The organism is Ramlibacter tataouinensis TTB310, assembly GCF_000215705.1.
Lineage (GTDB): Bacteria > Pseudomonadota > Gammaproteobacteria > Burkholderiales > Burkholderiaceae_C > Ramlibacter > Ramlibacter tataouinensis.
Window position 1 is genome coordinate 3,042,356 of the sequence record NC_015677.1, and the last position, 21,705, is coordinate 3,064,060.

At 71.9% G+C, this 21,705-nt stretch carries 18 protein-coding genes; 4 read left to right on the forward strand and 14 right to left on the reverse strand.

All coding sequences use genetic code 11. The annotated features are described in order from the left end of the window. Positions 1-6: 6 nt before the first annotated feature. From RTA_RS14640 to RTA_RS14655, 4 genes are read right to left on the reverse strand one after another with little or no spacing between them, the layout of a single operon-like run. The gene (locus tag RTA_RS14640; protein WP_041675621.1) at positions 7-1,035 is read right to left on the reverse strand and encodes a S49 family peptidase; all 1,029 of its coding nucleotides are present in this window, start codon (positions 1,033-1,035) and stop codon (positions 7-9) included. An 8-nt stretch (positions 1,036-1,043) separates the two neighbouring features. Beyond that, positions 1,044-1,409 carry a Rieske (2Fe-2S) protein gene (locus RTA_RS14645; protein ID WP_013902195.1) on the reverse strand — a complete coding sequence of 122 codons (366 nt, stop codon included), beginning with the start codon at positions 1,407-1,409 and terminating at the stop codon, positions 1,044-1,046. 10 nt (positions 1,410-1,419) lie between these two features. Beyond that, the gene (locus RTA_RS14650) at positions 1,420-2,079 is read right to left on the reverse strand and encodes an HAD family hydrolase (RefSeq protein ID WP_013902196.1); all 660 of its coding nucleotides are present in this window, start codon (positions 2,077-2,079) and stop codon (positions 1,420-1,422) included. Continuing rightward, a complete protein-coding gene (locus RTA_RS14655) occupies positions 2,060-3,112 on the reverse strand; it encodes an RluA family pseudouridine synthase (protein ID WP_049871298.1) in 1,053 nt (350 codons plus the stop codon). The genes RTA_RS14650 and RTA_RS14655 overlap by 20 nt, the downstream gene beginning before the upstream one ends. 528 nt (positions 3,113-3,640) lie before the next feature. Here RTA_RS14655 and RTA_RS14660 point away from each other — a divergent pair. Further along, complete coding sequence (locus RTA_RS14660) at positions 3,641-6,688, forward strand: Rne/Rng family ribonuclease (RefSeq protein WP_013902198.1); 3,048 nt, start codon at positions 3,641-3,643, stop codon at positions 6,686-6,688. Between the two features lie 45 nt (positions 6,689-6,733). On the opposite strand, the gene RTA_RS14665 is transcribed toward RTA_RS14660, so the two are convergent. Genes RTA_RS14665 through hemC form a run of 4 tightly spaced genes read right to left on the reverse strand, consistent with a single transcriptional unit; the run spans position 6,734 to position 10,825 of the window. Continuing rightward, positions 6,734-7,984, reverse strand: coding sequence for a heme biosynthesis HemY N-terminal domain-containing protein (locus RTA_RS14665; protein WP_013902199.1), 1,251 nt, complete (start codon positions 7,982-7,984; stop codon positions 6,734-6,736). Positions 7,985-7,995: 11 nt separating this feature from the next. Then, the gene (locus RTA_RS14670; RefSeq protein WP_049871299.1) at positions 7,996-9,081 is read right to left on the reverse strand and encodes a uroporphyrinogen-III C-methyltransferase; all 1,086 of its coding nucleotides are present in this window, start codon (positions 9,079-9,081) and stop codon (positions 7,996-7,998) included. Then, positions 9,078-9,845, reverse strand: coding sequence for a uroporphyrinogen-III synthase (locus RTA_RS14675; protein ID WP_013902201.1), 768 nt, complete (start codon positions 9,843-9,845; stop codon positions 9,078-9,080). The genes RTA_RS14670 and RTA_RS14675 overlap by 4 nt, the downstream gene beginning before the upstream one ends. A 23-nt stretch (positions 9,846-9,868) precedes the next feature. Continuing rightward, complete coding sequence (hemC, locus tag RTA_RS14680) at positions 9,869-10,825, reverse strand: hydroxymethylbilane synthase (protein WP_013902202.1); 957 nt, start codon at positions 10,823-10,825, stop codon at positions 9,869-9,871. A 43-nt stretch (positions 10,826-10,868) separates the two neighbouring features. Here hemC and ppc point away from each other — a divergent pair, with 43 nt between their 5' ends. Together ppc and RTA_RS14690 are read left to right on the forward strand one after the other, a co-directional pair. Beyond that, the gene (gene ppc / locus RTA_RS14685; protein WP_013902203.1) at positions 10,869-13,724 is read left to right on the forward strand and encodes a phosphoenolpyruvate carboxylase; all 2,856 of its coding nucleotides are present in this window, start codon (positions 10,869-10,871) and stop codon (positions 13,722-13,724) included. Positions 13,725-13,789: 65 nt separating this feature from the next. Next, on the forward strand, positions 13,790-14,917 hold the full coding sequence (locus RTA_RS14690) for a helix-turn-helix transcriptional regulator (RefSeq protein ID WP_013902204.1): 1,128 nt from the start codon (positions 13,790-13,792) through the stop codon (positions 14,915-14,917). 23 nt (positions 14,918-14,940) lie between these two features. On the opposite strand, the gene RTA_RS19845 is transcribed toward RTA_RS14690, so the two are convergent. Beyond that, entirely contained in the window at positions 14,941-15,504 is a 564-nt protein-coding gene (locus tag RTA_RS19845; protein WP_049871300.1) for a DUF4136 domain-containing protein, read from the reverse strand. Between the two features lie 232 nt (positions 15,505-15,736). On the opposite strand from RTA_RS19845, the gene opgC reads away from it, so the two are divergent. Next, positions 15,737-16,972: an OpgC domain-containing protein gene (gene opgC / locus RTA_RS14700; protein ID WP_013902206.1), complete on the forward strand. Its 1,236-nt coding sequence runs from the start codon at positions 15,737-15,739 to the stop codon at positions 16,970-16,972. Here the strand turns inward: opgC and RTA_RS14705 are convergent. The 5 genes from RTA_RS14705 to RTA_RS14725 form a co-directional block, all read right to left on the reverse strand. Beyond that, the gene (locus RTA_RS14705) at positions 16,881-17,636 is read right to left on the reverse strand and encodes an SGNH/GDSL hydrolase family protein (RefSeq protein ID WP_438865673.1); all 756 of its coding nucleotides are present in this window, start codon (positions 17,634-17,636) and stop codon (positions 16,881-16,883) included. The genes opgC and RTA_RS14705 overlap by 92 nt on opposite strands. A gap of 112 nt (positions 17,637-17,748) precedes the next feature. Next, entirely contained in the window at positions 17,749-18,525 is a 777-nt protein-coding gene (locus RTA_RS14710) for a TerC family protein (RefSeq protein WP_013902207.1), read from the reverse strand. A gap of 31 nt (positions 18,526-18,556) precedes the next feature. Then, complete coding sequence (locus RTA_RS14715) at positions 18,557-19,738, reverse strand: AI-2E family transporter (RefSeq protein ID WP_013902208.1); 1,182 nt, start codon at positions 19,736-19,738, stop codon at positions 18,557-18,559. A gap of 40 nt (positions 19,739-19,778) precedes the next feature. Next, a complete protein-coding gene (locus RTA_RS14720; RefSeq protein WP_013902209.1) occupies positions 19,779-20,519 on the reverse strand; it encodes a LytR/AlgR family response regulator transcription factor in 741 nt (246 codons plus the stop codon). 120 nt (positions 20,520-20,639) lie between these two features. Next, positions 20,640-21,683 carry a sensor histidine kinase gene (locus RTA_RS14725; RefSeq protein ID WP_013902210.1) on the reverse strand — a complete coding sequence of 348 codons (1,044 nt, stop codon included), beginning with the start codon at positions 21,681-21,683 and terminating at the stop codon, positions 20,640-20,642. Positions 21,684-21,705 lie beyond the last annotated feature (22 nt).

Sequence of the window (21,705 nt, forward strand, 5' to 3'; positions counted from 1 at the left end):
GCCCGCTCAGCGCAGGCTGGGTACGCTCTTGAGCGCGCGCACCGCGCCCTCGCCCATGGCCGCGCCGAAGCGCTTGGCCAGCTTCTCGGCCACGTTCTCGCGGCGCGTGTAGTCCACCAGCTCCTCGGCCTTGACGATCTCGCGCGCCACGAAGTCCAGGTTGCCCAACTGGTCGGCCAGGCCCAGTTCGACCGCCTGCTGGCCGGTCCAGAACAGGCCGCTGAACAGCTCGGGGGTCTCCTTCAGCCGCTTGCCACGGCCGGCCTTGACCACGTCGATGAACTGGCGGTGGATCTGGTTCAGCATGGTCTGGGCGTAGGTGCGCTGCTGCTCGGTCTGCGGGCTGAAGGGGTCCAGGAAGCCCTTGTTCTCGCCCGCGGTCAGCAGCCGGCGCTCCACGCCCAGCTTGTCCAGCAGGCCGGTGAAGCCGAAGCCGTCCATCAGCACGCCGATGCTGCCGACGATGCTGGCCTTGTCCACGAAGATGCGGTCGGCCCCCGCGGCGATGTAGTAGGCCGCCGAGGCGCAGGACTCCTCGACCACCGCGTAGACCGGCTTCTTGTGCTTGGCGCGCAGGCGCACCACCTCGTCGTTGATGATGCCGGCCTGCACCGGGCTGCCCCCGGGCGAGTTGATCAGCAGCACCACGGCCTGGGCGCCCACGTCCTCGAAGGCGGCGCGCATGGCCGCCACCACGAACTCGGCGCTGGCGTCGGCGCCGTCGGCGATCTCGCCCTTGATCTCGATCACGGCGGTGTGCGGCAGCGACTTGTCGGCGCTGCTGGGGCCGCCGCGGTACAGCAGCGTCCACACCAGGAACGCGAAGAACGTCAGCCAGGCCAGCCGGGTGAAGGTGCGCCAGCGACGCGTCGCGCGCTGCTCGGCCAGCGTGGCGAACATCAGCCGCTCCAGCGTGGAACGCTCCCAGCCCGGACCGTCTGCTTCCTTTTTGGAAGCACCCGGCCCGGCGCTGGCGCGCGCTGCAGGCGAGTTGTCCTCGAATTCGGGGCGTTCCGGCGGGAAGGGATCGGTCATGTGGGGGATCAGAAGGCGACGGGTTGCAGGTTCCAGTCAGTATGCCAGCGCACCACCCCGTCCTGCTCGCTCAGGGTGATCTTCACCAGGCCGCCGCGGCACGGCCCGCCGGCGCAGGCGCCGGTGTCGGGCCGGTAGGCCGCGCCATGGGTGGCGCACAGCAGCCAGCGGCCGCTGTCGTCGAAAAAGCGGTTGGGTTGCCAGTCCATCTCCATCGCCACATGGCTGCAGCGGTTGAGGTAGGCGTGGACCCGGCCCTGCCAGCGGACGGCAAAGGCGCGGCAGGTCTGCCCGCCGTAGACCACGTCGAACGACACCGCCAGGCCGCCGTCGGCCAGGTCGGCGGAGTTGCACAGGTCGACGGCGCCGTCCACGTCCGGCGCCTCAGGCGTTTTCCAGCAGCCAGTCGTGCAGCTCGCGCACCGAATGGGCCACGTGCAGGGGCCGCAGGGCGGCGAAGCTGTCGGGTTCGTGCGCACCGTAGCTCACGCCCACGCTGGCGCAGCCGGCATTGAGCGCCATCTGCAGGTCGTGCGTGGTGTCGCCGACCATCAGCGTGCGCCCGGGCTCGGTGCCGAACTCGCGCATCAGCTCGTGCAGCATGCGCGGGTGCGGCTTGCCCGCCGTCTCGTCGGCCGTGCGCGAGCCGTCGAACACGCCCTGCAGCAGGGTGCTGCGCAGCGTCTCGTCCAGCCCCCGGCGCGACTTGCCGGTGGCCACCGCCAGCCAGTGGTGCCGGGCCTTGAGCTCGCGCAGCAGCGGCATCACGCCCTCGAACAGGCTGAGGTCGTCCTGGTGCTGCTGGTAATGGAAGCGGTAGCGCGCGCCCAGCTCGGCGTATTTGGCCGGCGGCACGTCCGGCGCGGCATGGGCCAGCGCCTGCATCAGCCCCAGGCCGATCACGTAGGCCGCAGCCTTGTCGCTGGGCACCTGGCCGCCCACGTCGGCCACCGCGCGCTGGATGCAGCGCACGATGATCTGGGCCGAGTCGTACAGCGTGCCATCCCAGTCGAAGGCGATGAGGTCAAACCGGCGCGGGCGCATGGTGCAGGGAGTCGGTGAAGGATTGGAGATCGGGTGGCAGCGGCGCCAGCAGCTCGACGCGAGCCAGGCTGGCCGGATGCAGGAACTGTAGCCGGCAGGCGTGCAGGAACATGCGCTTCAGGCCCTGCCTGTGCAGCGCCTTGTTGAGCTCGAAGTCGCCGTACTTGTCGTCGCCGGCAATGGGATGGCCCTGCGACGCCAGGTGGACGCGGATCTGGTGGGTGCGGCCGGTCTTGATGGTGACCTCGAGCAGGGTGGCCTCGCGCAGGCCCCCACCCCCGCCCTCCCCCGGCGGGGGTGGGAGCGACAACCGCTGTGCCACCTTCACCAGGGTGATGGCGCGCATGCCGTCGGGGTCGTCCTTGGCCACCACCCTGACGCGCCGCTCGCTGGCACCGGAGGTGCCTGCGGCCCCGGCCTGCAGGTACTTGTGCAGCGGCACGTCGATCACCTTGCGGCTGGCGGGCCACGCGCCGCCGACCAGGGCCAGGTAGGTCTTGCCGGTCTCGCGCTCGCGGAACTGGTCCTGCAGCCGGGTCAGCGCGGAGCGGCGCTTGGCCACCAGCAGAATGCCCGAGGTCTCGCGGTCCAGCCGGTGCACCAGCTCCAGGAACTTGGCGCCGGGCCGGGCCTGGCGCAGCTGCTCGATGACGCCGAAGCTCACGCCGCTGCCGCCGTGCACCGCCACGCCGGCGGGCTTGGCGATGGCCAGCAGGTGCTCGTCCTCGAACAGCACCGGGAACTCGCGTGCCGGCGCCGGCCGCTGGTCCGCGCTGGCCACCCGCTCGGGCAGCCGCACCGGCGGCAGCCGGATGGTGTCGCCGGCGGCCACGCGCGTGTCGGCGGCCGCCCGGCCCTTGTTCACCCGCACCTCGCCCGAGCGGATGATGCGGTAGACATGGGTCTTGGGCACGCCCTTGAGCTGGCGGATGAGGAAGTTGTCCAGCCGCTGCCCGCTGGATTCCTCGTCCACCTGGACGCTTTGGGCTTGCGCCGTTGCCGGCCCGCCGCTGCCCCCTATAATTCGTTTCACTAGCGTAACGCCGTAAGTGGTTGATTTTCCGGGCAGTTTAGTCCACGGGAATCAGCCGGGCGAACGGTACGCTGGCAGGTCGATGCCACTGGCGTCCCGTGCGGGAGAGTTGCAAGCCCCAGCTTGCGGCGGCCCGCCGGGCACCGGGCTCGGCGAATCTTCGAAAGCACCGATACGGAATACCAGCCTGCAAGCCCCTGGGGCTTGCAGGCGGATCAAAGCGAGAACACCTGTGTTGATGGCGATCTTCCTGGCCTGCTGGCACTGGCTCACGAGCCCGGCCCAAGGCATGGAGCCGCCGCGGGCCCGCGCCAGCTCGTCTGGACGGGAAGCTGCCCAGCCCCCAGCACGCCCCAGGCGCCGCAAAGGCCGCCGGTTCCTCGCCCCCATCCACGCGCCTTGGCCCCGGCCGCCGAGATAAGTCTCGGCCCGCGGACCACTCCGGCAATTCCATCCGCTTCGAAGCTCGCCCGGCATCGTTCGCGTCCCGCAAGGGCGCGTTTGTGTTGAGAACAAGAAGGTGACGCTATGAAGCGGATGCTGATCAACGCCACGCAGGCCGAAGAGCGCCGGCTGGCCATCGTCGACGGGCAAAAGCTCCTCGACTACGAAATCGAGATCGAAGGGCGCGAGCAGCGCAAGGGCAACATCTACAAGGCCGTGGTCACGCGCGTCGAGCCCAGCCTGGAGGCCTGCTTCGTCGACTACGGCGAGGACCGCCACGGCTTCCTGCCGTTCAAGGAGATCTCCAAGCAGTACTTCGCCCAGGGGGTGGCGGTCTCGCAGGCCCGCATCAACGACGTGATCCGGGAAGGCCAGGAGCTGCTGGTCCAGGTGGAGAAGGAGGAGCGCGGCAACAAGGGCGCGGCGCTGACCACCTTCGTCTCGCTGGCCGGCCGCTACGTGGTGCTGATGCCCAACAACCCGCGCGGCGGCGGCGTCAGCCGGCGCATCGAGGGCGACGACCGCGCCGAGCTCAAGGAGGCGATGGACCAGCTGGAATACCCCAACGGCATGTCCATCATCGCGCGCACCGCCGGCATCGGCCGCAGCGCGCCCGAGCTGCAGTGGGACCTGAACTACCTGCTCAAGCTGTGGGGCGCCATCGACGGCGCCGCCAAGGGCGGCAAGGGCGCCTTCCTGATCTACCAGGAGTCGTCCCTGGTGATCCGCGCCATCCGTGACTACTTCAACCACGACATCGGCGACATCCTGATCGACACGGACGAGATCTACGACCAGGCCCAGCAGTTCATGTCGCACGTCATGCCCGAGCATGCGGCGCGCGTGAAGCGCTACCGCGACGACGCCCCGCTGTTCAGCCGTTTCCAGATCGAGCACCAGATCGAGTCGGCCTATGCCCGCGAGGTCAAGCTGCCCTCCGGCGGCGTGGTGGTGATCGACCACACCGAGGCCCTGGTGTCCATCGACGTCAACTCGGCGCGCGCCATCAAGGGCGGCGACATCGAGGAGACCGCCACCCGCACCAACCTGGAGGCCGCCGACGAGGTGGCGCGCCAGATGCGCCTGCGCGACCTGGGCGGCCTGATCGTCATCGACTTCATCGACATGGAGGAGTCGAAGAACCGGCGCGAGGTCGAGAACCGCCTGCGCGACGCGCTGCGGCAGGACCGCGCCCGCGTGCAGTTCGGCACGATCAGCAAGTTCGGCCTGATGGAGATGAGCCGCCAGCGGTTGCGCCCCGCCCTGTCGGAAGGCGCCTCCATCCCCTGCCCGCGCTGCGGCGGCCACGGCCACATCCGCGACACGGAAAGCTCGGCCCTGCAGATCCTGCGCATCATCCAGGAAGAGTCCATGAAGGACGGTACGGCCGCGGTGCACGTGCAGGTGCCGGTGGAGGTGGCCTCGTTCCTGCTCAACGAGAAGCGCGCCGAGATCGCCAAGATCGAGCTCAAGCAGCGCATCGCCGTGGTGATGGTGCCCAACAAGTCGCTGGACACGCCGCACTACAAGCTCGAGCGCCTCAAGCACGACGACCCGCGCCTGGACAACCTGGCGGCCAGCTACCACATGGCGGTCGAGGTCGAGGACCCGACCACGGTGACGCGCCGCTCGCAGGAGCGCGCCAACCGGCAGGAGCCCGTCATCAAGGGCGTGCTGCCGGATGCGCCGGCGCCCATCGCCCCGCCCAGGCCCGAGCCGGTGCAGGCCGCGCCGGCTCCGGCGCCGGTGCAGCCGCCGGTGGCCGCGCCGCAGCCGGCCGAGAGCGGCTTCATGGGCTGGCTCAAGGGCCTGTTCGGCATCGCCCCGCCGCCGGTGCCCATGCCGGCAGCGGCCACGGCCGTGGGCCGCAAGGACGACAAGCCGCGTGAAGGCCGTTCCGGCGAGCGCGGCGAGCGTGGTGGCGATGGCCGCCGTGGCGGCCGGAGCCGCCGCGGCGAAGGCCGCGGGCGCGACGGCGAGGAGCGCGCCGCCGGCGATGTGCGCAATGCCGAGGAGCGGCGCGAGCGTGGCGGCCAGCCGCAGCGCGAGAGCGCCCTGGCAGGCGCCGAGGGCGGTCAGCCGCAGCGCGAAGGCCAGGGCCGCGGCCGCGGTGGCCGTGATGGCGAAGGCCGGCGCGGCGAGCGCGCCGAGCGCGGTGAGGGACGGGAAGGCCGCGAGCCCCGCGAGGGCCGTGGCGAACGGCCGCCGCGCGGCGAGCGCCGCGAGGAGCGCGTGCCGGCCGAGGTCGGCGCATCGGCCCCGCCGGTGGCGGAGGCCGGCACCGGCGGCGAGCCGCGCCAGGAACGTCCGCCGCGCGGCGAAGGCCGTGGCGAGGGCCGCCGCGAGCGCGGCGAGCGCACCGGCGAGCCGCGGCGCGAGGGCGATGCAGGCCGGCGCGAGCGTGGCGATCGCCGCGGCGGCGAACGCGGCCCGCGCGAGGCGGCGCCCCTGGCTGCCGAAGGTGCCGAGCTGACACCGCTGGCGCATCCCGGCCTGGCCGGTGGCGAGCCCGAGTTCGCGGCGGCGGCCCTGGTCGAAGGCGCGATGCCGGCGGAAACGGCGAGCGACGCCCCCGAGGCCCGCGAAGGCGCGGAAGGCCGGCGTGATCGCCGCTCGCGCGACCGTTACGGGCGTGACCGCCGCGAGCGCGCGCCGCGCGAGGAAGGCGCCGCGGCACCCGAAGCCGCGCAGCCGCAGGGCGGCAACGACGTTGCCTCCGGCGAGAACGAGCCGCGCCGTACGCGCTACCCCACCGGCTTCGTTTCCGAAGAGGCCGCGGTGGAGCCGTCACCGGCCCGTCCGGCCCCTGTCCCGGCCGAGGCCGCTGCGGCCGGTGCGACGGCCCCGCGCAGCGGCCAAGGCGCTCAGCGCGCCGGCGGCCTGCCCAAGGTGATCCCGTTCCAGCTGCCAGTGGACCAACTGGCGCAGGTGGCCCAGGCCTCCGGCCTGCAGTGGGTGAACTCCGACGCGCAGAAGATCGCCGCCGTGCAGGCCGCGATCGCCGCCGAGCCCAAGCCGATCCGCGTGCCGCGCGAGCGTCCGGCCCCGGTGGTCATCGACGAAGGCCCGCTGGTGCTGGTGGAAACGCGGCGCGAGCTGCGCGATTTCCAGCTGCCCTCCGGCGGCGCCTGATCCGGTCGAGTCGCGCAAAAAAGCCGCAGCATGCTGCGGCTTTTTTTATTCGCTGGCAGCCCGCTTCCAGGCCTGGCCGGCGGTGACGCCGTCGCCGCGTTCCTCGGCCAGCTCGGCCAGGGCGCGCCAGGCGCTGCGGTGCAGCCGCACGTCCTGCAGGCCCAGCGCCGCCTGCATCAGCAGCTGCTGTGCCTTGCCCCAGAGCTGGCGCTTCAGGCAGGCCATGCCCGCCAGGTACTGCAGGCTGGCGTCGCGGGGGTTGGCGCGGTGCGCGGCCTCGATGCGCGCCAGCCAGGGCGCATCCAGCGAATCCAGTCCGCCCTCCAGGGCGCGCACCAGCTTGACCTTGAGGCTGTCGCTCAGGCTGGCCTGCCGTTCCCACACCGGCAGCAGCCATTCGCGAACCTGGGCCGCATCGCCGCCCAGGGCGGCCAGGCGCTGCGCTGCGTGGATGGCCAGCTCGGGCATCTGGCGCTCGGCCGGCTCCAGCGACGCCCAGGCGCGCTGCAGCTGGGTGACGTCGTGCGCGCCGTTGAGCAGCTCCGTCGCCAAACCGCGCACGATGCTCTGCGCAGCGCTGGGCGAGAACGCCCGGTGCTTGGCCAGCAGCCGCGCCGTGTCCAGCGCCTCGCCGGTGTGGCGGGCCAGGCGCGCGGCCTTGAGCTTCAGGCGCAGGGTCAGCATGCGCCGGGCCGCCCCCTGCGACAGGCCACGCAGCCAGCCGATGGCGGCGTCGGGCTCGCGGTCGTCCAAGGCCCAGCGGGCGGCCCGCAGCAGGGTTCCCTCGTGCAGGTCCGGCACGCCGCCGTTCGCATGCTCCAGCGCCAGCTTGAGGTGCTGGTCGCGCGCGGTGCGGTCCTGCAGCGCCTGGCCGCTCTCGGCGGCCAGCAGATGGGCCAGCGCGCGCAAGCGTCCGGCGTGCGCCGGAGCCTCGCCCGAGGCCCTCAACGAGGCTTCCTGCACCAGCGCCGCCTCGGCCGACTTGCGGGCGCGGATGAAGCGCCCGCTCAGCAGCTGGGCGATGGCGTCGACCAGCGAGGCGTGCATGGCGCGCTCCTTCTGCTGGGCGCGCCAGCGCAGCGCCTGCCGCGGCAGGTCGAACAGCGCCGCCAGCGCGCGCAGCGCGGCGTGCAGGAAGACGAAGACGGCGAGCAGGCCCAGCACCACCAGGTTGAGCGACAGGTCCAGCCGGTGGGGCGGCCAGAACAGCGTGACCGTGCCCTGGTTGTTGCCGGCGAACAGGGCGATCGCCACGGCGACGCCGAACAGGGCCAGGAGCCAGAGAGCAGCGCGCATCCGGTCTCCCCTCAGCGGCCCGCCGCCGCCGCGTCCAGCAGCGCCAGGGTTTCGTCGATGCGCGGCAGCTCCACGTTGCGCAGCTGCGCCTGCAGCTGCTGCAGCGTGGCGGCGGCCGCCTGCGTGCGGCGCGAGCTCGGATCGAAGTACTTGGCCAGCGCCGTGGCGGCCGACGCGACGTCGGCGCGCGCCAGGTCGGTCTGGCGCGCCAGCAGCGACAGCCGCGCATCCAGCAGCTTGAGCTTGAGGTTCTCCCGCAGGAAGAAGCTCTGTTCGGGCGACAGCAGCGCCGCCTCGGGCTGGTCGATGCGGCTGACACGCACCAGGGCGCGCGCTTCCTCGCGCAGCAAGGCCCCGAGGCGCCGCCACCAGGGCTCGGTCGCGGGTTCCGGCTCGCGCCGTGCCTGCGCCGCGGCCGAGGCCGCGCCCACCGCGTTGGCCACCGGCAGCTCGTCGACCTGCCGCGCCAGCTCGTCCAGCCGCACCAGCAGGCCAGCCACGTCGCTCAGGCTGGTGGCCTTGATGCGCTCCATGTCGCGGCTGATGGCGCTGCGCAGCCGGGCCAGCCGCGGCTGGTTGGCGCGGGCCAGGCGCTGTTCCGCCGTGGCCAGGGCCGCCAGCAGCGGCTCGGCGCTGAGCGTCAGCTGGGCCTGCTGCTGCGCCAGGCGCAGGGCCGATTCGATGTCGACCACCAGGTTCTCGTCGCGCGAGCGGCTCAGGTTCTGCATCAGCTCGTCGAGCTGGGCGCGCTGCTGCGTGACCTCGTTCAGCCGGGTATCGGCCACGGCCTGGCGCGCGGCGGTGTCGCGCGCCAGTTCCTGCGCCTGCCGGGCCAGGGCGCGGGCTTCGATCGCGTTGGCGCCCGACTCGGCGCTCTGCCGCGCCAGCTGCTCCTGGATCGCGCCCAGCCGCTGCCACAACGCGACGCTGGCGGCCAGGGCCAGGCCCGTCAGCAGGAGCAGCAGGTAGAACACCGGGCGCGCAACCCGCAAGCCCGCGCGGTCCTCGGGCTCCAGCGGGTCGATGGCGGGCAGCGGCGCCGGGGCGGCGGCCGGGGGGACGGCCAGGGGCTCGTCACTAGGAGGCGTCACACTCATCCGCGCGATTGTAGGAAGGCGAGCAACGCCGCAAGCGTCGGACGGGATTGCGCCACCTCGCCGAATCCGGCCGCGCGCGCCGCCTGCGCGATGCGCGGGTGGGTGGCCACGGCGCGGGCGCGCGACCAGTCCTGGTCCGGCACAAGCGTCCGCAGGTGGCCCAGGGCCTGCGAGCTGCTGAACAGCCACCAGCTGCCGTCCTGCGCCGCCGCGCCGGCGCGCGAGCACTGCACAGGGCTCCAGACCGGCCGCTGGCGCACATAGCTGGCCACCTGGGCCACCTCGGCGCCCGCCTGCCGCAGCTGCTGCGCCAGCCAGTCGCGGCCGGCCGGCTCGCCACCGGCGTCGCCACCGCGCACGATCAGCACCCGGTCGCCGGGCTGCAGCTGCCCGCGCACCACGCTCCACAGCGCCTCGGAATCGAACTGCGGCGCGGCGTCGCACGGCGCATCGATGCGCGCTGCGGGCCAGCCGGCCGCCAGCAAGGCGTCGCGGGTGCCGGGGCCGGTGGCCCAGGCCCGGGTCCGCAGGGCTTGCAGCGCCGCGGGAGCGCCGGCCTCGAAAAAACCCGCCGCGGCCTGGGCGCTGACGAACATGGCGGCCGCGCACTGCGGCAGCGACTGCCAAGCTCGCGCCACGGCCTGCGCGTCGGGTGCGGGGGCGATGGCTATCAGCGGCAAGGCCTCGGCGGCGATGCCATGGTCCCGCAATGCCTGCACCCAGCGCGCGGCCTCGCGCAGGGGTCGCGTCACGATCACCGACACGCGCGGCCCACCTTGCGCCCGCGTCAGTGCGCGCCGGCGGCCCGCAGGCGCGCCGCCACCTCGACGCCCAGCGCGGCGGCCGCTTCCAGGCTGCCGGCCGGCGCCCGCCCCTCGGCACGCACCAGCGTACCCGGCCGCTGGGGATCGCCCCAGGCCGCCTGCAGCGCCAGCGCACCGTCGGCGGCGAAGGTGGCATGGGCGGCCAGCGGCATGGAGCAGCTGCCGCCCATGGCCCGGCTGACGGCGCGCTCGGCGCTCACCGCCAGCCAGCTCGGCTGGTGGGCCAGGGGCGCCAGCGCGGCCCGCAGCTGCGCGCGCTCGCTGCGGATCTCGATGCCCAGCGCGCCCTGCCCCGCGGCGGGCAGCATGTCCTGGGGCTCGAACACCTGGCGGATGCGCTGCGCGAGCCCCAGGCGCTTGAGGCCGGCCGCAGCCAGCACGATGCCCTCGTAGCCGCCGTCGTCCAGCTTGCGCAGCCGGGTGTCCAGGTTGCCGCGCAGCGGCTCGATGCGCAGGTCCGGCCGCAGCGCCTGCAGCAGCACCTGCCGGCGCAGGCTGGAGGTGCCCACCACGCTGCCTTGGGGCAGCTCGGCCAGGCTGTCGAAGCGGTTGGAGACGAAGGCGTCACGCGGGTCCTCGCGTTCCATGACGCAGGCCAGCAGGAAGCCCTCGGGCAGTTCCATGGGCACGTCCTTGAGCGAGTGCACCGCCAGGTCGGCCCGGCCCTCCTCGAGGGCGATCTCCAGTTCTTTGACGAACAGGCCCTTGCCGCCGACCTTGCTCAGGGTGCGGTCCAGGATGCGGTCGCCCTGGGTGGTCATGCCCAGCAGGCCCACCTGGTGGCCGCGCTGGCGCAGCAGGGCCTGCACATGCTCGGCCTGCCACAGCGCGAGCCGGCTTTCCCGTGTGGCGATGACAAGCTTGCTCAAGATTCGAAAAACCGGTGCGTCGGTGGTCTGGAGGGAGGGCGATGCTAGCATGCGCGCTGCCTAACAATTAAGCACACACGAGAGGGAAACCCACATGTCCGCGCCCGCGAACCGACCCGCCGCCCCGCCACCCGAGGCGCCGGCCGCCACGCCCGGCCGGCGCGCGCGCGACAACGAGAAGCCGCTGGCCGAGGACATCCGCCTGCTCGGCCGCATCCTGGGCGACGTGATCCGCGAGCAGGAGGGCGTGGCGGCGTTCGAGCTGGTCGAGCGCATCCGCAAGCTGTCGGTGGCGTTCCGGCGCGACGCCGACCAGGACGCCGACCGCGCGCTCAAGACCCTGCTGAAGTCGCTGTCGGGCGACCAGGCCGTCAGCGTGATCCGCGCCTTCACCTACTTCAGCCACCTGGCCAACCTGGCCGAGGACCGCCACCACATCCGCCGGCGCGTCATCCACGAGCGCGCCGGCGACACGCACGAGGGCAGCATCGAGGTGGCGCTGGCCCGGCTGCGCTGGGCCGGCATCAGCCCGCGCGCCATCGCCACCAGCCTGGCGCACAGCTACGTCTCGCCGGTGCTGACGGCGCACCCGACCGAGGTGCAGCGCAAGAGCATCCTGGACGCCGAGCGCGGCATCGCGCGCCTGCTGGCCGAGCGCGACGAGGTCAAGGCGCGCGCGCTGCCCAAGGACGCGCTGGCGCCGCGCGAGCTGGCGGCCAACGAGGCGCAGATCCGCGCCCGGGTCCTGCAGCTGTGGCAGACGCGGCTGCTGCGCTTCACCAAGCTGACGGTGGCCGACGAGATCGAGAACGCGCTGTCCTACTACGAGGCGACCTTCCTGCGCGAGATCCCCAAGCTGTATGCCGGCCTGGAACGCGAGCTCGGGCGCGAGAGCGTGGCCAGCTTCCTGCGCATGGGCATGTGGATAGGCGGCGACCGCGACGGCAATCCCCATGTCGGCGCCGACACCCTGGACTACGCCCTGCGCCGCCAGAGCGAGGTGGCCCTGCGCCACTACCTGACCGAGGTGCACTGGCTGGGCGCGGAGCTGTCGCACTCGGCCATGCTGGTGGACGTCACGCCGGCCATGCGGCGGCTGGCCGACAGCAGCCCCGACGTCAACGAGCACCGCATGGACGAGCCCTACCGCCGTGCCCTGGCCGCCATGTACGCCCGGCTGGCGGCCACCCTCAAGCTGTTCACCGGCGGCGAGGCCGCGCGCCACGCGCTGGCGCCGCAGAACCCCTACCCGGCCGCCGCCGATTTCCTGGCCGACCTGTGCACCATCCGCGACTCGCTGCTGGCCGACCACGGCGAGGCCATCGTGGCGCAGCGCCTGCACCCGCTGATCCGCGCGGTGGAGGTGTTCGGCTTCCACCTGGCCACCATGGACCTGCGCCAGAGCTCGGACCAGCACGAGGCGGTGGTCGCCGAGCTGCTGGCCACCGCGCGCATCGAGGCGCACTACGGCAAGCTGCAGGAGCAGGCCCGGCGCGACCTGCTGGTCAAGCTGCTGTGCGACGCGCGGCCGCTGCGCGTGGTCGGCGCCGCGTACTCCGACCATGCGCAGCGCGAGCTGGCCATCTTCGAGACGGCGCGCCGGCTGCGCGCGCAGTACGGCCGCGAGGCGATACGCCACTACATCATCAGCCACACCGAGAGCGTGAGCGACCTGCTGGAGGTGCTGCTGCTGCAGAAGGAGGTGGGCCTGATGCGCGGAACCCTGGACGATGCGGGCGTGGCCGACCTGATCGTGGTGCCGCTGTTCGAGACCATCGAGGACCTGCGCAACGCCGCGCCCATCATGCGCGAGTTCTACGCCCTGCCGGGCGTGGTGGCCCTGGTGCAGCGCTCGCACAGCGGCGGGTATGGCGAGCAGGACATCATGCTGGGCTACAGCGACAGCAACAAGGACGGCGGCATCTTCACCAGCAACTGGGAGCTGTACCGGGCCGAGATCGCGCTGGTGGAGCTGTTCGATTCGCTGCCGCCGGCGCACCGCATCCGCCTGCGCATGTTCCACGGCCGCGGCGGCACGGTGGGCCGCGGCGGCGGTCCCAGCTACCAGGCCATCCTGGCCCAGCCGCCCGGCACGGTGCGCGGGCAGATCCGCCTGACCGAGCAGGGCGAGGTGATCGGCTCCAAGTACGCCAACCCCGAGATCGGCCGGCGCAACCTGGAAACCCTGGTGGCCGCGACGTTGGAGGCGACGCTGCTGCAGCCGACCAAGCCTGCGCCGCCGGCCTTCCTGGAAGCGGCCGAGGCGCTGTCGCGCGCCAGCATGAAGGCCTATCGCGCGCTGGTGTACGAGGCGCCGGGGTTCACCGAGTACTTCCAGGGCGCGACGCCGATCCGCGAGATCGCCGAGCTCAACATCGGCTCGCGCCCGGCCTCGCGCAAATCTTCGCAGCGCATCGAGGACCTGCGCGCCATCCCCTGGTCCTTCAGCTGGGGGCAATGCCGCCTGACGCTGCCCGGCTGGTACGGCTTCGGCTCGGCGGTGCATGCCTTCCTGCACGAGAACGCCGCCCAGCCGCGCAAGGAAGCGCTGGCCCTGCTGCAGAAGATGTACCGCCAGTGGCCCTTCTTCCGCGCCCTGCTGTCCAACATCGACATGGTGCTGGCCAAGAGCGACCTGGCCCTGGCCTCGCGCTACGCCGAGCTGGTGGCCGACACGCGGCTGCGCAAGCGCATCTTCGCCGCGATCGAGGCCGAGTGGCAGCGCACGGTGGAAGCCCTGCAGCTGATCACCGGCGAGCGCCAGCGCCTGGCCGGCAACCCGGCGCTGCAGCGCTCCATCCGGCACCGCTTCCCCTACATCGACCCGCTGCACCACCTGCAGGTGGAGCTGGTGCGCCGCTGGCGCGAGGGCAAGGCCGACGAGCGGGTGCAGCGCGGCATCCACATCTCGATCAACGGCATCGCGGCGGGGCTGCGCAACACCGGCTGAGGAGTTGCACCCCGGCAGGATCAACCCGCATACTCCGGAGGATTGATGACTGAGGAAACAAGGTCGTGGATACCCAGGTCGTGGAAGACAACGTCATAGGCCTTTTCTACGAAGGTGCCTTGGACCCCGGGAAATGGCGGGACGGGCTGCGTGAACTGGCCCGGTTCGCGCGCGCCCAGACCGGGATCTCGTTGCGCCACGACATGGGGCCCTCGCAAACCTTGGTGCTGGACAGCTTCGGGCAGGATCCGTCCACGATCCAGGCTTACTCCTCCTTCTACAAGGACCTCGATCCGCTCACCGAATACTTCAGGACGGCCAGGCCCGCTTCCGGATCCTGGCTGAATGACTGGCGCCTGCTGGGCGAACGAGGCCTTGCCCGCACCGCGTTCTACAACGACTTCATGTTGAAGCATGGGACGCATGCGGTGATGGCCCACGTGTCCTACCAGAGCACGGACTTCGCGGCTTCGATCTCCATCCAGCGGGCACCGGGCCAGGGTGCGTTCGACGCCGCGGACGAAGAGCGCTTGTCCCGGTTGACGCCGCATCTCAGCCGGGCGTCCCGCATGTACTTCGACACGGCCGTCTTGCGCAATCGAGGCACGCTGGCGTCGGCGGTCCTCTCGCACATCCAGGTCCCCGTCCTGGTCGTTGCCGCGTCCAGCCAGCTGCTGCTGGCCAGCCCCGCGGCGGAGGGCCGGCTGCGCAGCGCCGCCCATCTGCGCCTGACCCCCCGCTCGTCCCTGATCGCCACCTTGTCCGAGTCGGCACTGGCCCGGGCCATCCGCGCGGCGACGGCCCCCCGGCCGCGCGGCACCTACCTGCAGCTGCGGGGCGCCGGCTCGGTCCCTCCCCTGGTCGCCTGTGTGGCCCCGATGTCTGCCCGGTCGGAACTGGCGTCCGCCTGGCAGCAGCCGCTCGCGATCATCCTGCTGGAAGGCGCCGCTGAGCCTGCCAGCCTCGAGGAGGTCCTGCGGCTGCTTCACGGGCTGGCCCCCGCCGAGGCACGCGTGGCCGTCCGCATCGCGCAAGGCTTCTCTCCGGCAGACATCTCCCAGCAGACCGGCACCTCCGTCCAGACGATCCGCAAGCAGGTCAAGTCCGTCTTCGCAAAGCTCGGAGCGCGCCGCCAATCCGAAGTGGCGCACCTGGTCGGCAAACTCTCCGGACTGGCGGGATCGCGGCGGTAGCTCGGCCCCGGGGCTGCCGCGGCTCAGCGGCTCGCGCTTGCGGTGTTCCCCAGCGGCAGCTGCCGCGTGCCGGGCGGCGCGTTCGGGAAGTCGCGCAGTGCCGCGTCCAGCAACGTCACCGCGCTGACCCCCGAGCTGCCGCTCGCCCGCGACTGGAACACCACCTGACCGCTCGCCAGGTTCCGCAGCTGCACGTCCACGCGCTGGGAGGCCCGCACGCCCGTGCCGCCGATCGGAAAGCCCAGCCCGATGCCGACGCCGACCCCGCTGCCCCCCCAGCTGCCGCCGCCGATGCCCAGGCCCACCGAGGGCGCGCCCCAGGCCGGCCCGCCGGCCACGCGGTCCTGGCTGGCCGTCACCTGCACCGACAGGCGGGGCGAGGTGTCGTCGCGTCGCAACCCCGCGCGGGCCAGCAGCGCGTCGGCGGCCGCTTCCAGCTGGTCCTGGCCGGGCTGGCCGGCCTGCGACGGCAGGCGCTCGTGGCGGTAGGTGGACCCGGCCGGCAGCTGCGGCTGGTTGGTGAAGACCTGCACGGTCGCCTGGGGCGGCGTGCTGGCGCAACCGGCGAGCATGGCGGCCACGGACATGGCAAACAGATGGCGTCGTCGCAAGGCAGTCATGGCCGTATGCTCAGGCCGATGCCGCGGGCGTGCTGTAGGACCGCAGCCGCTGCGTCAAGAGGCCGCGGCTGACCGCGAGACCAACCAGCTCGCGCAGGCAGGGATGGCGGACTCATCAGCACCGTCGCATGGATGACCGGGACCCCGTCCGACGCGGACTTGCCTCCACAATGGCCGGCGCTGCCCGAGCGCACCCCGCATGCCCCAACCCTCCTCCACCCGCCGCTGGGAGATCGATGCGCTGCGCGGTCTGATGCTGGTCCTGATGACCGTGACCCATCTGCCGACGCGGCTGACCGATCCCCTGGGCCAGCCCTTCGGCTTCGTCTCGGCGGCCGAAGGCTTCGTGCTGCTGTCGGCCTACATGGCGGGCCTGGTGTACGGCCGGCTGGCCTGGCGCAAGAGCATCGCCCACATGACGCGGGCCTTCTGGCGCCGCGCGCTGGTGGTCTACGGCTGCCAGGCCGCCACACTGGTGTTCCTGTTCACGGTGATCGCCTTCATCGGTGTCAAGGTGGACCAGCCGGCGGTCAAGAACCTGATGGCGCTGTATCTGGAGCAGCCGGTGGCGGCGCTGGTGAACGGCCTGCTGCTGATCTACGAACCGCCGCTGCTGGACATCCTGCCGATGTACGTGCTGTTCATGCTGGCCAGCCCCTGGGCGCTGGCGCTGGCACTGCGCTTCGGCTGGCTGCCGCTGGTGGCGGCCAGCGTCGCGCAGTGGGTGCTGGCGCAGTTCGGCCTCTCCGAGTGGGTGTACCAGGCGCTGTCCACGTGGCTGCCCACGCCCGTGGCCTACGAGGAGACGGGGTCGTTCTCGACCTTCGCCTGGCAGTTCCTGTGGATGCTGGGCCTGTGGATGGGCGCCACCCGCAACGACCCGGCCGCGCCGCCGCTGGCCTTTCCGCGCTGGGCCGTGCTGCTGGCCTGCGTGGTGGCGGCCGTCTGCCTGGTCTGGCGCCATGCCGTGGGCCAGGCGCCGTTCGAGGCGAACGCCACGCTCAACCTGCTGTTCGACAAGTGGCAGCTCGGGCCGCTGAGGCTGGTCAACCTGTTCGCCCTGCTGATCCTGACCATCCACTTCGGGCCCGCGCTGGCGCGGCGCCTGCCGCGGGTGCGGGCGCTGGAGACGCTGGGCACGGCATCGCTGCCGGTATTCTGCGCCCACCTGGCCGTGGTGCTGCTGGTGCTGGCCCTGTTCGGACCCGAGCTCGACCGCTCGTGGTGGATCGACGCGCCGCTGCTGCTGGGCTGCTTCGCCGTGCTGTATGCGGTGGCGCGCGTCAGCCTTTGGCTGGATCAGCCGCCGGACGACGACGGGCGGCCCCGGCCCGACGACGTGGTCAGCGCGGCGACGTCGACACGGCCCGTGTGGCGAGCGCCGGCGACGGGCTCTCCAGCGGCGCGGGCGGTGTCGTCACCCGCGCGGCGATGACCGAGCGCCACAGCGCGTAGCCGGCCGCGTTCATGTGCAGGCGGTCGGGGCCGTACAGGTCGGCGCGCGGCGCACCAGCCCCGTCGAGCATGGGCGTGAAGACGTCGATGTAGCCGGCGTTGGGCAGCGTGGCCACGTAGCCGGCCAGCAGGGCGTTGGCCTCGCGCGCGCGCGGCAGCAGCGCGGCGCGCAGGGGGCTGGGCTTGATGGAGATGTAGTCGATGCGCGTGTCCGGCAGCTCGGCGCGGACCGTGCGCACGAAGGCCTGGAAGCTTTCCAGCACCTGCGCCGGGCTGCGGCCCTCGGCCAGGTCGTTGTCGCCGGCATAGACCAGCACGTGCCGCGGCCGGTAGGCCACCACCAGCTGGCGGGCGAAGTGGCCGCAGTCGTCCATGGTCGAGCCACCGAAACCGCGGTTGATCACCACCGGCAGCTGGCTGAAATCCTGCGACAGCCGGTCCCATAGCCGGATGGTCGAGCTGCCTACGAACAGCACGCCGCCGTCGGACGGCCGCGCCAGCTTGTCGGCCGCCTCGAAGGCCGCCAGGCTGGACTGCCAACGGGCGCGCGCCGCCGCGGCCGCGCTGTCCGCCTGCTGCGCATTCGCCGCCACCGGGACGCCGAGCACGACGGCCAGGCAGGTCGGCAAGAACGAACGCGGCAAGAGGCGAAGACGAAGGTGCATGGCGACGTCGGGCGGGTAAAGTTCGTGCGATCCGCGGCGCGGGCACGAGTTCCGATTGTTGCGCCTGCTCACGCCACCGCCCCGCCAGCGCTTACTTGCCCCCCGGGCCCTGCTGGGCTGCACGCTCGTACTCGCGCGGCCGGTGCACCGGCACTGTGGCGCGCCGGCGCACCCTCAGGTTGAGCATCTCCACCGCCACCGAGAACGCCATCGCGGTGTACACGTAGCCCTTGGGCACGTGGAAGTCGAAACCATCGGCGATGAGCACCATGCCCACCATGATCAGGAACGACAGGGCCAGCATCTTGATCGTCGGGTTGGCCGAGACGAAGCGGCCGATCGGTCCGGCGGCCACCATCATCATGCCTACCGACAGGATCACCGCGGCGATCATCACTGCCAGCTCGTCCACCATGCCCACGGCCGTGATGATGGAGTCCAGCGAGAACACCATGTCCACCACCATGATCTGCAGGATCACCGCGCCGAAGGTGGCCTTGACGGCGGTGTTCGCGTGGTGCTCCTCGCCCTGCAGCGAGGCATGGATCTCGCCGGTGCTCTTCCAGATTAGGAACAGTCCGCCCGCGATGAGGATGAGGTCGCGCCCGGAGATCTCCTGGTCCACCCACGGCACGGTGAACAGCGGCGCCGTCAGGCCGATGATCCAGGACAGCAGCAGCAGCAGGCCCAGCCGCATGAACATCGCCATGAACAAGCCCAGCCGCCGCGCCAGCTCGCGCCGCTCGGGCGGCAGCTTGTCCACCAGGATGGAGATGAACACGATGTTGTCGATGCCCAGCACCAGCTCCAGCGCCGTCAGGGTCAGCAGGGCGATCCAGGCCTGGGGATCGGTCAGCAGCTCCAGCATGGTTTCCTTCCTTGATGTCGTTCCAACGTGATCAGGTTCCCAGCAGCTCGCCCACCGGCTTGAGGTGGTCCACCCGGTCGCACACCGCCTTGATGACCATCATGATGGGTATGCCCAGCAGCAGCCCCCACACGCCCCACAGCCAGCCCCAGGCCAGCACGCCGATGAACACCGACACGGCGTTCATGCGGCTGGCCTTGCTGGTCAGCCAGGGCACCAGCAGGTAGCCTTCCACCGTGTTGATCAGCAGCGAGGCGCCGCCCACGGCCAGCGCCGGCTCGATCTGGCCGAACTGCATGAAGGCCACCAGCGAGGCCGCGCCGGTCACCAGGATGGAACCGATGTAGGGCACCAGGTTCAGCACGCCGGCAGCCACCCCCCACACCGCTGCATGCTCCAGCCCCAGCATGGCGAAGGCGATGCCGGTGGCCAGGCCCACGCCGATGCTGGCCAGCAGCTGCACCAGCAGGTAGCGCTGGATCTGGGCATTGATCTCGTCCAAGGCCTGCACTGTGAGCTTCTTCTGCGCCAGCCCGGGGCCGGTGATCTTCACCATCTTGCGTCGGAAAGTGTCTCCCGACAGCAGCAGGAAGTAGGTCAGGAAGGTCACCAGCGTGATCTGCCCCACCAGGCTGAGCAGGCCGATGGTGCCGCTCCAGAGATGGTCGCGGATGTCGAAGGCGGGCTTTTCCACCACCACCCGCTGCACGCCGCGCTGACCCGGCCTGCCGGTCTTGGCGTCCTCGGCCGCGCGCTCCAGCTCGGCGGCGGCCTTCTGTACGGTTTCCAGCGGGGTGTCCGGATCGCCGGTGCGCTTGCGCATCACGTCGCGCAGCTTCTGCGCGGCCACCGGCAGCGAGTCGAGCAGCTCGTTGGCGTCGTCGGTCAGCGCGTAGACCGAGGCGCCGGCCGCGCCCAGGATGGACAGGATGAGCACGCCCGCGCCCAGGGCCCGCGGGATGCGCGCCCGGGCCAGGGCTTCGACCACAGGCGCCAGGGCGTAATAGAACACGAAGCCCAGCATCAGGGGGATGAAGAAGGCGCTGGCCCAGCGCAGCACCGCAAGCACCGCGACCACCGCCAGCACGCCCAGGGCGATATTGGGACCCTCGGCGTCGGGGTGCAGCGTCACATGCGGCGGCTCCTTGGGGTCCACCTGCTCGGGCGGGGGGACCTCGCTGAGGACTTTGTCGACCTGCTGTTCCTGATCCATGGGCCTCTCATGTTCAAACCACCGAGTCCCGTGAATCTCCTCAACGCGTCAACGCCTCGCGCACCGCACCGAGCTGGCGCCGCGAAACGGCCAGCACCTCGTCGATGCCGGCCAGCCGCACCGCCCAGCCCTCGCCCTCTTCGGGGTCGTCGTGCCGTTCCAGCGCCCGCACCGCGCGCCGCGCCACCAGGGCATTGCGGTGCACGCGCAGGAAATGCGCCGCGTGGCGCTCTTCCAGCTCGCTCAGCGACACATCCAGAATATAGCTCTTGGCGGCCGTGCGAACGGTGACGTATTTGAGTTCCGCCTTGAAGTACAAAACCTCGACCAGCGGTACGCGCAGGACGACACCGCGGTCCTGGATGACCAGGGTTTCGGAGGTCGGATCGGCTTGTGGCCCGCTTCCCGCCTTCTTCAGGCGCTCTACTTTTTGTAGTGCTGCCTGCAGCCGCTCCAGCCGCACAGGCTTGGTCAGGTAGTCCGCCGCCTCCAGCTCGAAGGCGTGCACCGCGTGCTCGGCATGCGCCGTGACGAACACCACCGGCGGCGGCTGCGGCAGGGATCGCAGCGCCTGCGCCAGCGCCAGCCCGTCGGCGCCCGGCATGCGGATGTCCAGCAGCGCGGCGTCGAAGTGCTGCCTGCGCAGCAGTTCCATGGCCTGCACCGCATTGCCGGCCTCTGCAGCCATCGTGGCGAGCGGCTGCCTGCAGTCGCCCAGCAGGGTGCGCAGGCGCGCGCGGGCCAGCGGCTCGTCGTCCACCACCAGCACCTGCAGCGTCATTCGACAACCTCCGCCCTGCGGGCTGCGGTGCCATGAGCCTTCGGAGCGGCCGGGCGGCTCATCAGAAAACCTCCGCCCTGCGGGCTACGGTGCCATGAGCCTTCGGAGCGGCCGGGCGGCTCATAGAGGAACCTCCATGCGCACCTGGTACACCCCGTCCTTGAGCACGGTCTGGAACTGGCCCTGCACGTCGTGCAGCAGGCGCAGCCGGTCGCGCACGTTGTCCTGCGCGACGCCGTGGCCGGGCCGGCCCTGGCCGGCCGGCACGGTGTTGGTCACCTTGATCACCACGGTGCCGCTGCGCCGCTGGGTGCTGATGCGCACCTGCGCGCCGGCGGCGCTGGGCTCGACGCCGTGCTTGACCGCGTTCTCCACCAGCGGCTGCAGCACCAGCGGCGGCACCTTGGCGCTGCCGGCCCGCGCGTCCAGCGACCACTCCACCTGCAGCCGCTCGCCGAAGCGCACCTGCTCGATGTCCAGGTAGCGGCGCGCCAGCGCCACTTCCTCGGCCAGGGTCACGGCCTCGCCGGGGTCCGCCAGCGCATGGCGGAACAGGTCCGACAGGTCCTCCAGGATGGCCTCGGCGCGGGCGGGATCCTCGCGCACCAGCGTGATGGCGCTGTTCAGGGTGTTGAACAGGAAGTGCGGCCGGATGCGCGCCTGCAGCTCGGACAGGCGGGCGGCCGTGGCGGCCGGCGTGCGGCCCTTGGCGCGCCACACCAGGGCGGCCACCAGGGCCGCGGCCAGCAGCGCGCCGGCGAAGGCCGAGGCCAGCCAGGGCTGCTCGCCCGCAGGCCCGGCCAGGCCGGACAGCGCCAGCATCGCGCAGCCGTACAGGCCGGCCACCGCGCCCAGGGCCACGCCGCCGGCCTGCTGGGCCCAGGGCCGCAGGCGGGCCAGCAGGCGCTTGCAGCTGCAGGCCGCGATCAGCCAGGCCAGCGTTGCTGGCAGCACCGCGCCGCTCAGGAGCGACAGGCGGGCCAGCCAGTCGATGAAGCCCGAGGCGCCGAACATCACGCCCACGCCCGCCACCGCCTCGACGAACAGCACGGCGCGCAGGACCACGCCCACGTGGCAGGCGTCGAACACCAGCACCCGCGACGGCCGCACCGGCACGGCGGCCGGCAGGTCGGCGAAGCTCGATAAAATTTGCGAGTCCTTCATCGGGCGGCAAGCCCCTCCTCAG

Bases quoted from the DNA above. Each gene is read 5' to 3' on its own strand.
- RTA_RS14640 (WP_041675621.1), bottom strand. From the start codon at position 1,035: ATGACCGATCCCTTCCCGCCGGAACGCCCCGAATTCGAGGACAACTCG.
- RTA_RS14650 (WP_013902196.1), bottom strand. From the start codon at position 2,079: ATGCGCCCGCGCCGGTTTGACCTCATCGCCTTCGACTGGGATGGCACG.
- RTA_RS14660 (WP_013902198.1), top strand. From the start codon at position 3,641: ATGAAGCGGATGCTGATCAACGCCACGCAGGCCGAAGAGCGCCGGCTG.
- RTA_RS14665 (WP_013902199.1), bottom strand. From the start codon at position 7,984: ATGCGCGCTGCTCTCTGGCTCCTGGCCCTGTTCGGCGTCGCCGTGGCG.
- RTA_RS14670 (WP_049871299.1), bottom strand. From the start codon at position 9,081: ATGAGTGTGACGCCTCCTAGTGACGAGCCCCTGGCCGTCCCCCCGGCC.
- hemC (WP_013902202.1), bottom strand. From the start codon at position 10,825: ATGCTAGCATCGCCCTCCCTCCAGACCACCGACGCACCGGTTTTTCGA.
- ppc (WP_013902203.1), top strand. From the start codon at position 10,869: ATGTCCGCGCCCGCGAACCGACCCGCCGCCCCGCCACCCGAGGCGCCG.
- RTA_RS19845 (WP_049871300.1), bottom strand. From the start codon at position 15,504: ATGTCCGTGGCCGCCATGCTCGCCGGTTGCGCCAGCACGCCGCCCCAG.
- opgC (WP_013902206.1), top strand. From the start codon at position 15,737: ATGCCCCAACCCTCCTCCACCCGCCGCTGGGAGATCGATGCGCTGCGC.
- RTA_RS14710 (WP_013902207.1), bottom strand. From the start codon at position 18,525: ATGCTGGAGCTGCTGACCGATCCCCAGGCCTGGATCGCCCTGCTGACC.
- RTA_RS14715 (WP_013902208.1), bottom strand. From the start codon at position 19,738: ATGGATCAGGAACAGCAGGTCGACAAAGTCCTCAGCGAGGTCCCCCCG.
- RTA_RS14720 (WP_013902209.1), bottom strand. From the start codon at position 20,519: ATGACGCTGCAGGTGCTGGTGGTGGACGACGAGCCGCTGGCCCGCGCG.
- RTA_RS14725 (WP_013902210.1), bottom strand. From the start codon at position 21,683: ATGAAGGACTCGCAAATTTTATCGAGCTTCGCCGACCTGCCGGCCGCC.